This is a genomic window from Calothrix sp. NIES-2100 (assembly GCF_963875285.1).
GTDB lineage: Bacteria > Cyanobacteriota > Cyanobacteriia > Cyanobacteriales > Nostocaceae > Aulosira.
The window spans coordinates 7183221-7196411 of record NZ_CAWNLA010000001.1 but is presented as its reverse complement, the minus strand read 5'-3'; the positions used below and the strand labels follow the sequence as shown (position 1 = coordinate 7196411).

Annotated in this window: 10 protein-coding genes; 3 read left to right on the top strand and 7 right to left on the bottom strand. The window is 41.4% G+C overall.

Annotated features, from left to right (window positions below; translation table 11 throughout):
- Nucleotides 1–33: 33 nt before the first annotated feature.
- The 5 genes from AACU32_RS29260 to AACU32_RS29240 form a co-directional block, all read right to left on the bottom strand.
- Nucleotides 34–825 carry a YdcF family protein gene (locus tag AACU32_RS29260; protein ID WP_096604891.1) on the bottom strand — a complete coding sequence of 264 codons (792 nt, stop codon included), beginning with the start codon at nt 823–825 and terminating at the stop codon, nt 34–36.
- Nucleotides 826–1025: 200 nt separating this feature from the next.
- Entirely contained in the window at nt 1026–1529 is a 504-nt protein-coding gene (locus AACU32_RS29255; protein ID WP_096604889.1) for a hypothetical protein, read from the bottom strand.
- A gap of 18 nt (nt 1530–1547) precedes the next feature.
- Nucleotides 1548–3089, bottom strand: coding sequence for a bifunctional aminoglycoside phosphotransferase/ATP-binding protein (locus AACU32_RS29250; protein ID WP_096604887.1), 1542 nt, complete (start codon nt 3087–3089; stop codon nt 1548–1550).
- 319 nt (nt 3090–3408) lie between these two features.
- On the bottom strand, nt 3409–3705 hold the full coding sequence (rplY, locus tag AACU32_RS29245) for a 50S ribosomal protein L25 (RefSeq protein ID WP_096604885.1): 297 nt from the start codon (nt 3703–3705) through the stop codon (nt 3409–3411).
- Between the two features lie 84 nt (nt 3706–3789).
- The gene (locus tag AACU32_RS29240) at nt 3790–5133 is read right to left on the bottom strand and encodes an adenylosuccinate synthase (RefSeq protein ID WP_096604883.1); all 1344 of its coding nucleotides are present in this window, start codon (nt 5131–5133) and stop codon (nt 3790–3792) included.
- 709 nt (nt 5134–5842) lie between these two features.
- Here AACU32_RS29240 and AACU32_RS29235 point away from each other — a divergent pair.
- Nucleotides 5843–8386: a PAS domain S-box protein gene (locus AACU32_RS29235; protein ID WP_096604881.1), complete on the top strand. Its 2544-nt coding sequence runs from the start codon at nt 5843–5845 to the stop codon at nt 8384–8386.
- Between the two features lie 239 nt (nt 8387–8625).
- On the top strand, nt 8626–9669 hold the full coding sequence (locus AACU32_RS29230) for an adenosine deaminase (protein WP_096604879.1): 1044 nt from the start codon (nt 8626–8628) through the stop codon (nt 9667–9669).
- A 220-nt stretch (nt 9670–9889) separates the two neighbouring features.
- Here the strand turns inward: AACU32_RS29230 and AACU32_RS29225 are convergent, their stop codons facing one another.
- Nucleotides 9890–10633, bottom strand: coding sequence for a class I SAM-dependent methyltransferase (locus AACU32_RS29225; protein ID WP_096604877.1), 744 nt, complete (start codon nt 10631–10633; stop codon nt 9890–9892).
- A 203-nt stretch (nt 10634–10836) separates the two neighbouring features.
- A complete protein-coding gene (locus AACU32_RS29220; protein ID WP_096604875.1) occupies nt 10837–11172 on the bottom strand; it encodes a rhodanese-like domain-containing protein in 336 nt (111 codons plus the stop codon).
- A 148-nt stretch (nt 11173–11320) separates the two neighbouring features.
- Between AACU32_RS29220 and mutL the strand changes: the two genes are divergently transcribed.
- A complete protein-coding gene (gene mutL, locus AACU32_RS29215) occupies nt 11321–13003 on the top strand; it encodes a DNA mismatch repair endonuclease MutL (RefSeq protein WP_096604873.1) in 1683 nt (560 codons plus the stop codon).
- Nucleotides 13004–13191: the final 188 nt, after the last annotated feature.

Sequence of the window (13191 nt, the reverse complement as noted above, 5' to 3'; positions counted from 1 at the left end):
CGAGTCAAAGTGATGGCTTACGTTAAATGCGCGTCACAGCCAACCGCGCAAGCTATAAATAAAAAGACCAACGTACTCTTTTAAGGCTCTAGTAAATTTATCTAAGTTGTCGCTATCAGGCAATAAATTCAAGATAGCGGCTTTAGGACTGCTGCTAATTTCTTGCATTTCGCCTCGGCTAACAAGAAAATCAGTAGGTGCAGGAATCACCTCAATTCCTTGACGCTGAAAAATTTTTAGCGATCGCGGCATATGCATTGCCGAAGTCACCAACAATACTCGGCGAATATTACGAAATTGTAAAATCTTCTTGACATTTACAGCATTTTGATATGTATTCAAAGAATCAGGTTCTTGAACGATCGCCTCAGAAGGTATACCAATAGAAGTGAGAATATTTGCCATATCTGCCGATTCAGGCGCACCACTACCACGCCAATCAATTCTCCCACCACTGAGGATAAGTAGCGGCGCTTTTTGTTGGCGATAGAGTTGAGCGGCATAAATTATGCGATCGCCTTGTTCGCTTAAATCAGCACCAGGGCGAGGCCAAAAAGCTGATTTAGTTGCACCACCTAACACCACAATCGCTTCGGCATTGGGTATTTGGCTAGTTGCAGTATTTTGCCATTCAAGCGATCGCACCAGCCATTGAGAAACCCAAGCATTACTGCAAAATAGCAATAAAATTAAAGCTAGAGCGATCGCCACTGCTGCCGTGCGTGGTCGTTTCCATAAAGTTATCAAAGCTACCACCAAACTGATAGAAGCAAGTCCCAACGGATAAAAAAACAGTGGTAGTAACTTGGAAAGATATAAAAACATAAGCTATTCTGCTTTTAAGTTGCACAATCCATCGTGAGGGCTGTTGACTGTTGACTGTTAACAGCCCTTATTAGTAGTTATGCTTTTTTAGCGTGCATTAGCTTACTAGGGGCTAGGGGAGCAGAGGGTTAGGGGGATGAGGGAAACAAATTACACTGACAACTGACAACTGACTCTTGACTATTGACTATTGACAAATTTTACCGTTCCCAAAATCTAAAATTTATACCTCCTCCAGGTGTACGACGGAACCGCCTAGTGGTGTTTCTTCTGCGCTTGACAGTCCTTCTATCGCCTGTTTGTTCCTCTTCAGCTTCTTCTGTTGACTCTAGTGGTAACTGAGTTCTAGTTTCTTCCTTACTTCCCCACCAAGCGATCATCCAGCCCGCACCTAAAGCACCTAGCGCTCCCAATAAGATACTCATGGGTGCTGGATACCCTAACCAACTAAAGCCGATTAAGAACAATAACCAATATTTTAACGCTGCATCAATCCCCTCGGAAGAGTCTACAGACTGGGACTGGGGGCTATTCTTGCTGGCTGCGGTGATCCAGCCTAAGGCGAATCCGCCCATGATCCCGAGGAAGATACTCAGTGCTAGTGAAGACCCTGTCAGACTTAATACCAGGGTTAAAATTACGCCAAATATCAGTTGCGATAGGAAGTTTGGCGAAATATTCAATAGGTCTTTTTTTTGTGCCATGAGATAAACAACTGGGCTTTAAGGAATTATTTGTTTTAATTGTGCCTGTGGTGGCTGAGTTGTGTCCCAAATCTTAACGTAGGGTTTTTCCGTATCGGTAAATTTTTCAAATTGTTTAAGTTGGGATGCCAATAAATCGGCGGTAGCATCAGCAATATCCCCAGTACGTTGATGAAGACGCTCTTGCAAAACTTCTAGAGGCGCTGTGCATTGAAGAATCTGGAGAGGGATTTGATGCTCTGCGGCTTGGTTAATTGCTTCTTGGCGTAAATTTTGGCGGTCATACTTAGCATCCAAAATTACGGAGAAACCTTGATTAGCTAGTAGAATTCCTAATTCCAGCAGACGTGCATAAGTTTTTTGCGTCATCTCTGGTGTATATATTTCATCACCACCCTTTTCTAATAAGGGAATTCCCGCCAAATGTTTCCGCACTGCGTCTGAGCGAATCTGAATTGCTCCTAGTTGACGGGCTAAATATCGTGCTGTTGTACTTTTACCAGAGCCAGATAAACCCGACATTAAAATCAGTTGCCCTTGTTTAGATTTAGTATACTCCCAAGCTAGTGTGTAATATTTTGCTGCTGTTTTTGCTGCCTCTTCCTTGACAGCTACTGGTACACCAGGATCGTTTAACAAAAATGAAGTCACTTTTGCGCGGACATATGACTGACGAATTAAATATATAGGTAAAACCTGTAACCCTTCCCAATCACCAGTTTGTTCTACATAAGTATTCAAATAGGCATTACTGAGGTCTTTTCGCTGCTGTGCTTCCAAATCCATCACCGCATAAGCGATATCGAACATGACATCCACAAAGCGAAACGGCTCATTAAATTCAATGCAATCGAACAACATAATTTTGTCATGCCACAGAGCAATATTTCTCAGGTGTAAATCTCCATGACATTCGCGAATGTAATTATTTTGCATTCTGCTAGTAAATAATTCTGGGCGTTCTGCAAAAAACCGATCAGTGTATGCTTGAGTTTCATCAAACTGTACCTGAGTCTGAGGGCCACCGATATATTGCTCAGTTTGCTCATAATTTTCGTCAAACGCCGCCCGGACTTGCGGAACTTCACCAAAACTACGAATATAATCATTTGTCTGGGCTTTGGCGTGGTATTGAGCGACAACCCTTCCCAATTCCTCTAGATGTGTCTCATTTAACTTACCCTGTTCAAAGAAAGCACTCAACAAAGCTTCTTGGGGAAACTGGCGCATCTTCAGCACATATTCTACAGGTTCATCGGTTCCCCCCAGATGGTATTGCTCGCTAACTAAAGTTATAGGTAACACTTCCAAATACAGTTCCCCAGCACCTCGCTGATTCAACCGCAATTCTTCGTGACAAAAATGCTGCCGTTTTTCTAAGGTTGAGTAGTCTAAAAAGCCAAAATTCACAGGCTTTTTCAATTTATAGACATAATCACCAGTCAGCAGTACATAAGAACCGTGAGTCTGAATCAGTTGAATCGGTTCTAGAACTGCATGGGGATAAAACCCAGGCTGCAACATTTGCTGAATCAATGCGGGAATAGTTGCTTCTGTCATAATTTTTAATTTAGATTGATTAACCGCCGTTAACTACAGATAAACGCAGATAATTATCTCAAATGATTGGCGTTTATCAACAGTTGCAATTTTTACTCTTGATATTGGGGCATACCAAAAAATCAATTATCCCAAATTGTAGGGGCAGGGCTACCGCAAACCTACAATTTATACAATTGGCAAATGTATGATGAGGATATTTTTTATTTGCAAGTCTCTTGACGCTGATAGCTTAACAAAAAACCAGGGTGAAAACCCTGGCATCATCAGTAATTATGTCAAACTTTAAGTTACAACAAAGATGAAATATCTTCCACAATTAGCTTTTAGCAGCAAAAAAGCTGATGTGGTAGGTTGTGCCCTTTGCCGGATGGGACTGAACTTCGCGCAGTACGGTTTTACCAGTCCACTCAATTTCGGGAATGCTGAGTTCAACTTCAGTTTTGTTGACAGCAGCGTGTTTGAGCAGACGCTCAACAGTTTTAGCCTCAACTACGAGAGAAATTGATTCGGCACCGTTGTGACCGTATAAATTGGCAGGGATTAATCCAGAACGGCGCAAAGCATTTGCTTTGGTACCTTCTGGGCGCTTTTTAGATTCGACTGTCAGAGTCATACAAGTTGTTAGTTGTTAGTTGTCATTGGTCATTGGTCATTGGTCATTGGTCATTTGTTAATGACTGATAACTAATGACTAGCTTTAAGCACTAAGTAAGGAGACGGGAGTGCCGTCAGGATGTAACAAAGCACGTTTAGGCCCGTGAATTGGGTCTTCTACAATTATGGTTTGATCGCGGCTAGCTCCTAAGGAGACGATCGCAATCGGGACTTCCATCAATTCGGCTAAGAATTTGAGATAGTCCAGCGCTTGCTGTGGTAACTCTTCCAAAGTACGGCAGTTACTTGTAGATACTTGCCAACCTGGTAAAGTTTTGTAGATGGGACGACACCGGGCGAATTGACGCGAACTGGTGGGGAAGTGTTCGCAGCGTTCGCCATCAATTTCGTAGGCGATACAAACTTTAATTTCCTCTAGTTCATCAAGGACATCTAGTTTGGTGATGGCAATACAGTCCATACCGTTAATTCGGACGGCGTACCGACCAATCACAGCATCAAACCAGCCACAGCGACGCTTCCTGCCAGTAGTTGTACCAAATTCCGCACCGCGATCACACAACAATTCTCCCAATTCACCTTGTAGTTCGGTTGGAAAAGGCCCTTCCCCAACTCTTGTTGTGTAGGCTTTCGACACCCCAATTACCCGGTCAATCATTGTCGGCCCTAATCCGGTGCCAACGCAAGCCCCCCCTGCTACTGGATTGGAGGAAGTGACATAAGGATACGTGCCATGATCTAGGTCGAGGAGTGTCCCTTGTGCGCCTTCAAACAAAATATTCCGTCGCCGGAGAATCGCATCGTATATTTTTAGCGAACTATCGACAACGTAAGGTTTTAACCGTTCTGCATACCCCAGATATTCATCTATTACCTCTTGTGGGTTGAGGGGTGGCAGGTTGTAAAGCTTTTCTAAAATTGCGTTTTTATAATTAATCGTCCACTCTAACTGATCGCGTAACCCCTGTGGGTCCATTAAGTCTAAAACCCTAATGCCTGTACGCTCAGATTTGTCAGCATAGGTGGGGCCAATGCCTCGCCCTGTAGTGCCGATTTTATGGCTTCCCCGTCGCTCTTCCGATGCCTGATCGATCAATCGATGATAAGGCATGGTGACATGGGCTGTCTCAGAGATTAGCAGATTTTTAGTAGAAATATTTAATTTTTCTAGTTGATCGAGTTCTGCTATCAAAACTTTCGGGTCGATAACTGTACCACAGCCGATAATGCATTCGGTATCTGGATACAAAATACCAGAGGGAATCAAATGTAGCTTAAAGGTCTGACCTTGAACTACAATTGTGTGTCCAGCGTTGACACCCCCTTGATAACGGACAACAACATCTGCGGAGCGGCTGAGTAAGTCAGTTATTTTACCTTTTCCTTCATCGCCCCACTGGGCACCTATGACAATGACGTTAGCCAAGCTTTTATTTTATAGGTAAAGTTTCCACAAACAATAATTATCAACATATTATGTAATTTATGTCAACGACTTTAAAGAATAATTTAAACATTTCTTGATAGTACAAATGTTTTAAAATAATCAATGACGATCAAAAGACACATTGTCAGGGGTCTTACCGAATATTCGCCATCATTATCCGACAAATCAAGAGAGGTGGAGGGTTGAGATTTTCGGTGATTACTGGTTTCATTCAATACTTTTTCAACAACCACTTACGCAACTAGTAGATGATTTTAAGTTCGTAGTTTTAACTTTAGTCTTCCAAAAGAAAACCCTTACTCAACAGGATAACTAGCTCTCTAGGGTAGAAAGACTAGAGAAAAAATGTTCACATAGGATTTAAACAATTGAAATCTGGTGACGATGCTTACACTTCAATTACCTACGAATTGATGATTTTAAATTTTTGACAAATCCAAGTTTTTGCTTTTAGCGTTTTCCATATTCTGGAACTTTAGCGGCGGCTTTTGTGTCTGAGGAATACCCTAGAATTGACAAGATTGCAGCATTTTGGTCGCTGTTAACTACGTGAGTGCATCTCAAGGAACATACCACAGATTGTGCTGTGTTACTATCGCTGCCCAGCGTCTTGACTTATGCTAGGTATTTGATTTTTAATTTTTAATTTTAAATAATAAGGTATATATGCCGCATCAAGGGCGATCGCATGATTAAATGGTCTGTCATCCAAAAGCTGAGAGCAGTATTTATTCTAGTCTTGGCAGTTTTATTTACTAATGCTGTGGTTTCCTATAGCACCACGATAAAGCTAATCCACAATCAGCAATGGGTGACATCCTCCCAGGAATTTATTACTCAATTAGAATCTTTAAATTCCCAACTCCAGAATGCTGAAATTGCACAGCGTAGCTACTTACTAACTACAAATCCAGATGATTTAGCAGCCTATCTTCAATCAAGGCAACAGACTGATAACAATATCCAAATTCTCAAAAAGTTAACTCATACTTCGCAAAAGAAGCAATTAATTTCTATACTTGAGGACAAAATTACCAAAAAACTCACTATCCTGCAAGCAGAAATTTCTGTTTATCATAACCAAGGATTGGATGCAGCGCGGAAGTTAGTTTCGTCTCATAAAGAGCAAATACTTAGTCATGATATTTCCCAGTTGATTCACGACAAACTAGAAGCAGAAAAAAATATATTACAGCAGCAGAGTCAAAAATCACAAACAAGTGCGCAAAAATCAATTACGACATTTTTCTTAGCCGCTTTTATCGATTTATTATTAGTCGCGTTGCTGTATGATTTGCTGTGGCGTTATGTCAAGAGACTTCAGCAAACAGAACTGGATTTACGCCAAAGTGAGAATCGTCTGCGAGCAATTATACATGCAGAACCGGAATGTATAAAATTAATTGCTAGAGATGGTACGCTGCTAGAAATTAATGCCTCTGGACTAGCGATGTTGGAGTTAGAAAGTGCTGAAGGATTGATTGGTAAACCTATTGATGTAGCGATCGCACCAGAATACAGACAAGCTTTTGCAGATCTCCATGAACGTGTTTGTCAGGGTGAAAAGGGTACTTTAGAGTACGAGATTGTGGGATTTAAGGGTACTCGACGCTGGCTGGAAACTCATGCTGTACCACTGCGTAACGAAGCTGATGGTACATTTGTGCATTTGGCTGTGACACGAGATATTACTGTGCGCCAGCAAGCAGAACAGAAAATCCGCGAACAAGCAGCACTGTTAGATGTAGCAACTGATGCAATTTTAGTCAGAAATATCCACAATGAAATATTAGTTTGGAATAAAGGTGCTGAACGTCTCTACGGGTGGAAGCTTGAGGAAGTTTTAGGTAAAAATGTTGTAGATATTTTGTATAAAAAAACTTCAGCACAACTACAAGATGCATTTTTTCAAGTCCTCCATAAAGGTGAATGGCGAGGCGAGTTGCAGCAGTTAACAAAAGATGGTAAAGAAATTATCGTTGCCAGCCGCTGGACATTAATGCGGGATGCAAAAAATAGACCAAAATCAATCCTCAGTGTCAGTACAGAAATCACCCAGAAAAAACAACTAGAAGCCCAGCTTTTGCGATCGCAACGCTTAGAAAGTATTGGCACTCTCGCTGGCGGAATTGCTCACGACCTGAATAACGTACTAGCTCCCGTGTTAATGTCAGTAGAGTTATTGCAGATGAAATTGCACGACCAACAGAGTCAACGTGTGCTGCAAACCTTAGAAAATAATGTTAAACGCGGCGCTAATTTGCTCAAGCAAGTTTTGTCCTTTGCGCGCGGTATTGAGGGCAAACGCACAATTGTGCAAATTAAGAATTTAATACAAGAAATTGAGCAAATTGTCAACCAAACATTTCCTAAATCTATTACTTGTGACCTAGATGTATCAGAAAATATCTGGTATGTATCTGGAAATATCACCCAACTGCATCAGGTATTAATGAATTTGGTAGTTAATGCTCGTGATGCCATGCCAGAGGGTGGTATCTTGAAAATTGTAGTAGAAAATGTAGTTATTAATGAAAATATTAATGCTCAGGCAGGTTCCTATGTTGCTATTTCTGTAATAGATACTGGCATAGGTATAGATCCGGAAATTCAAGAGCGAATTTTTGAGCCATTTTTTACCACCAAAGACTTGGGCAAAGGTACAGGGTTAGGATTATCGACAACGATAGGTATTATTAAAAACCACGGTGGTTTTGTCAATGTAGATAGTGAAATCGGCAAAGGTACTAAATTTCAGGTGTACTTACCCGCCGTACGCGATGCCTACGGCAACGTCAAGGACGAACGCACTCAACCAGTACAATTAACCGAACTGGAAACAGCTACAGGAAATGGCGAATTAATTTTGATAGTAGATGATGAAGAGGGAATTCGGGAAATTACCAAATCATCCTTAGAAACATATAATTATCGGGTTTTAACTGCCAGTAATGGTGTAGAAGCAGTAGCAATTTATGCACAGTATCAGCAGCAAATTAGTGTAGTGTTGCTAGATATGATGATGCCAGCGATGGATGGTGCGATCGCCATTCGCCATCTGAAAAAAATCAATCCCCACATCAAAATTATTGTCATGAGCGGACTCTTATCAAATCAAAATAAAAGAGAAGTAGCTCTCATGGGTGTGAGAGCATTTTTATCCAAACCCTGCACCGCCAAAGAGTTATTGCAGACAATTAGTGCAATCAAAGTTCCCACTAGCGAGTCATGAGAGAAATTTTCATCCCCACGCTTGAACAAGAAGAGGGATGAGGGGGATGAGGGGGACAATTAACTGTTGACTGTTGACTGTTGACTGTTGACTGTTGTGCAATGCTCAATGCCCAATGCCCCATGCCCCATCCCTAATGTCATAAATTAACAATAGCTTTACGAATATTCCTACAGACAGAGATTTTTTTTCGCTATCCTATTGTTAAGATTATTAAAATTTCTCCGGAAAATACCACTATGGCTTTATACGCTGAATTGCATCGACATCTAGGCGGTTCGGTTGTACCTCGTGTGTTATGGCGATATTTTGAGAGACATGCATCAGATTTGATTACGCGATTTGCGAACTATCCAGAATTTGAAGACTTTTATACCAGACCGCGCAACAGCTTAGATGAGTATCTAGAATTACATACCCTAGTAGAAAGTGTACAGACTGTAGAAACCTTGCCTTATTTCATCTATCGCTTGCTAAGGGGTGCTTATATATTTGAGAATTTGGCTTATTTGGAACTACGCTACACTCCCTATCTACGGACACCCGAACATCTGAGTCAATCAGCAAGAATTGACAAGATGGCAGAAATTGTCGAAGTTGTTGGACGAGCTAGTCAGTTAGAAGAATATCCGATTGTGACTAGCCAAATTCTCTGTATGCACTCCCGCCTACCTTATGAAGTTAATAAGGCAATTATTGACTTAGCGGCGCAAAGCAAACAGTATGTTTGTGCAGTAGACATTGCAGGCGGTGATAGCTACTATGCCGATCGCCTCGAAGAATGGATGAATTTGTATGATTATGCTTGCTCTCTAGGTATTCACACTACCGGACATCTTTACGAAACCACAGCCGGTTGTTACACCCAACTTTTACCTTATCTCCAGCGGATTGGTCACGGAATTCAAATTCCCCTGTTGTATCCTGAGTTACTGCCAGATTTAGCTAAAAGGGGACAATGTTTAGAGGTTTGCCCAACAACATACCTAAAAACAGGTACTTTACAAGATATACGTCAACTCAAGTTAGTTTTTGACCGATGTTTTGAAGCAGGGGTAGACATTGCTATTTGTACTGATAACGCCGGTCTGCACAATGTACGTTTGCCATTTGAGTATGAAAATCTTTTGACATACGACATTATCAACTTTAAACAGTTGCAAGCTTGTCAGGATGCAGCTTTCCGTCACGCTTTTGCTTGGCCTCACAGCGAACGTCCTGCATCTTTATTGAATGGATTGCTAAAACCTGAACCCCCGAAAGTTTTGGCAATGAGAGATTAATCAATTTCTCATGGGAAAAGTTTTGACTTAAAGGTCAACTCCCTTTGGGGAAATTCCAAATTATCAATCCCCCTGAATTTATCCCAGGGTTTGAATAATCTTGTTAGGAAATCCAAAACATAAATTATCCCAAATTGTAGGGGCGGGGTTTCCCCGCCCTTACTTACGAGTTATGAGATTGGTAAATTTATAATTGGGATGTTTTTTATTTGAAAGTCTTTTATTTCAGACATTCAATACCAACTATGGGCACACAGTCAAGGAAATCCTGCCAAAATTCTTGACCAAATTCTTCCACTCCTTGAGGAGAGACTATTGGTTTTTGCCAGCGAACTGCTTTGAAACCGACATTCTGGAACGCCCATTCATAAGTAGCTGTGCCAAGATAATAGTTATCAAAGCTTAATTGCTGCTCGCTATCAGAAATTGTGAATGTGTATTTTATAGGCGTGCCTTCTTTTAATGGTGAGGCTATGCTTTTGATAAATCCATATTTTTCAGTTGAAAGATAGGAAGTAGGGGGTTGGGAGTCATTATTATTAATGGTGACGAAACGACCGCCTGGTTTCAGGTTGGCAAATATGCTTTGACACATTTTGAGTAGTTGTTCTTTGGTTTGGGCGTAATTGAGTAGATAGGAAGCCACCACCAGATCAAAGCTGCCAATTTTACCAAGTTCAAATACATCACCAAGAATATATTCAATGTTTTGAGGTTCTCTGGCTTCTTCAAGTCTTGCCAGTTCAATCATTTTTTCGGAAATTTCCACTCCTACAACCTGTCCTGCACCTTGGAGTTTGAATTGTCTAGTATAAAATCCCTCTCCACAGGCCAAATCTAGAAGTGATTTTTCCCCAAGCTCACCAAGAAGATGAAAGTATGTATAAGCTTCAATATGCAGGCGAAACGGCAATAGTTTGGATTTTTTATACTGTTGGGCTATGGAGTCATAATAAGTTGCCATTTTTTTACTCCACTGATAGGCGTAATGTTCAACAGCGAGTTTCTCTGACTAACTCAACATCTATAACACTGCCCGTATTGCCTAATAAGAATTGTTGGACTTGAAAAGTAAATCTGAATCTCTTTTCATTCATTTAATTATAGAAAAAATTGTACTGCACAACGTGCAGTACACAGAAACCAAACAATATTAACAAACAATAATTAAGCACCAGGACCTTCTGTAGCACCACCTGCGGCTTTCCAACCAGCAAGACCACCTAGGATTGAAGAAACTTCAGAAAACCCAGCAGACTTTAGTGTTTGAGTCGCACTAGCTGATTGTTGATCATCCGCGCCATAAACATAGATATGGCGTTCTTTGTGCAAAGAAGATTTGGCTCGTGGTGCTAATTCATTTAAGGGGATGGGAATTGCTCCACTAATATGGCCTTGGTTGTAGGTGTGGCGATCGCGCACATCAATGATTGTCAAGGCTGGGTGTCCCCATTCTAGACGCAACTTTAAATCGTGGGCATCAGTGACTAAATTGCTACTCATCGGCATTTTCCGCTTATGACCTTAAAAGCAATCTATCAAAAATCTAAATTCAATCGACATTTCTTTACAATTAATAAAAATTTCTGTTGAGCGGTCAACAAAATTGCTTATCCTATTCAGTGGTTGGCTGTTCGCCTAAACTGTATACATGACATCTACTATTCATGCTTTACCAACAGAAGTCGTATATTTAATTACAGCAGGAGAGGTCATTGACTCTTTGGCTGCTGTCGTCCGCGAATTGGTAGAAAATTCCCTTGATGCAGGCGCCACGAGAATTGTAGTTTCACTCTGGCCGCAGCAGTGGCGAGTCACCGTAGCAGACAACGGTTGCGGAATGAACCTAGAAGACTTGCAAAAAGCCGCTGCAACCCACAGCACCAGTAAGATTTATAGTAGTGCAGATTTATGGAAAATTAGCAGTTTAGGGTTTCGTGGTGAAGCGCTGCACAGTTTGACAAATTTGGCAAGGTTAGAGATTTTGAGTCGTCCGGCGGATGTAAATTTCGGCTGGCGAGTGATTTATAGTGATGGTGGGAAAGTAGAACGAGTAGAAGTCGCGGCGATCGCTCCTGGTACAGTAGTCACAGTCTCGAATTTATTTGCCAATTGTCCAGCCCGTCGCCAGGGTTTACCAGCATTAGCACAGCAAATGAAAGCCGTGCAAGCCACAATTCAACAAATAGCCTTGTGTCACCCCCATGTTATCTGGCAAATGCGCCAAAATGACCGTGAATGGTTCACCATCTATCCAGCTACATCGATTAAACAATTATTGCCCCAGTTTCTACCTCAAGTTAAAGAAGCTGACTTACAGGAAGTCAAACTAGCAATACCCCAGCCGGAGAATTCAGAACTCTCATTAGTGGTAGGATTGCCAGACCGCTGCCATCGTCATCGTCCAGATTGGGTAAGAGTAGCGATTAACGGCCGGATGGTGAAGTCACCAGAACTAGAGCAAACGATTTTAACAGCATTTCATCGCACATTACCACGCGATCGCTATCCAGTTTGTTTATTACATCTTCTCATTGCTCCCGATCAAATTAACTGGAATCGCAACCCCGCCAAAACAGAAATTTATCTCAACGAAGTCAGTTATTGGCAAGAACAAGTTAACCAAGGAATTGAGCAAGCACTCCGCCTCAGTTCAGCTAATATTAAAGAAGCAGTTCATATCACGCGAGTCAGTAAATTACTCAAAGCCGCAGAAGCCAAAGGCGGTTACAATTTCAACCCGAAAAATCATAGCGAAGGCGATAACAATCAGAACTCAGTAATCAGCAATTCTTACTCTTTAAAAGCTGTTGCTCAAGTCAGCAATACTTATATTGTGGTGGAACATTCTCAGGGAGTTTGGCTAGTAGAACAGCACATCGCCCATGAACGAGTTTTGTATGAGCAATTATGCGATAATTGGCAACTTATTCCCGTCGAACCCGCAATAATTCTTTATCAATTATCTCCAAAACAAGTAGCTCAATTACAACGCATAGATTTAGATATAGAACCCTTTGGTGAACAACTTTGGGCAGTCCGGAATATACCTGCGATGTTGCAACAACGAGAAGATTGTGCTGATGCAATTTTAGAACTGAGTTTAGGCGGTGATTTACAGACAGCGCAAGTAGCCGTTGCTTGTCGCAGCGCTATCCGTAATGGTACACCGATGAGTTTGCCAGAAATGCAAACATTGCTAGATCAATGGCAACGCACTCGCCACCCCCGCACCTGTCCCCACGGACGACCAATTTATTTATCATTGGAAGAATCTGCTTTAGCGCGATTTTTCAGGCGTAATTGGGTGATTGGCAAGAGTCACGGAATTTGATTTTTAGAACTGGAACTCTTTGCGCAAGCTTATTTGCGTCGTTTCATTGTTGATTTGAGCAGGATTTTGTTTTGTAATGACGAGGAACATTGGAAGGGAAAAAGCTGGGTGTAAGCAACTTAAATTCTGTATTTCTGTGTTAGTGCAGATTAAATGCAGGGAATTCTAAAATAGGCAGACCTCAGAAT

Coding starts and splice junctions, on each gene's coding strand:
- AACU32_RS29260 (WP_096604891.1), bottom strand. CDS start 825: ATGTTTTTATATCTTTCCAAGTTACTACCACTGTTTTTTTATCCGTTG.
- AACU32_RS29255 (WP_096604889.1), bottom strand. CDS start 1,529: ATGGCACAAAAAAAAGACCTATTGAATATTTCGCCAAACTTCCTATCG.
- AACU32_RS29250 (WP_096604887.1), bottom strand. CDS start 3,089: ATGACAGAAGCAACTATTCCCGCATTGATTCAGCAAATGTTGCAGCCT.
- rplY (WP_096604885.1), bottom strand. CDS start 3,705: ATGACTCTGACAGTCGAATCTAAAAAGCGCCCAGAAGGTACCAAAGCA.
- AACU32_RS29235 (WP_096604881.1), top strand. CDS start 5,843: ATGATTAAATGGTCTGTCATCCAAAAGCTGAGAGCAGTATTTATTCTA.
- AACU32_RS29230 (WP_096604879.1), top strand. CDS start 8,626: ATGGCTTTATACGCTGAATTGCATCGACATCTAGGCGGTTCGGTTGTA.
- AACU32_RS29225 (WP_096604877.1), bottom strand. CDS start 10,633: ATGGCAACTTATTATGACTCCATAGCCCAACAGTATAAAAAATCCAAA.
- AACU32_RS29220 (WP_096604875.1), bottom strand. CDS start 11,172: ATGAGTAGCAATTTAGTCACTGATGCCCACGATTTAAAGTTGCGTCTA.
- mutL (WP_096604873.1), top strand. CDS start 11,321: ATGACATCTACTATTCATGCTTTACCAACAGAAGTCGTATATTTAATT.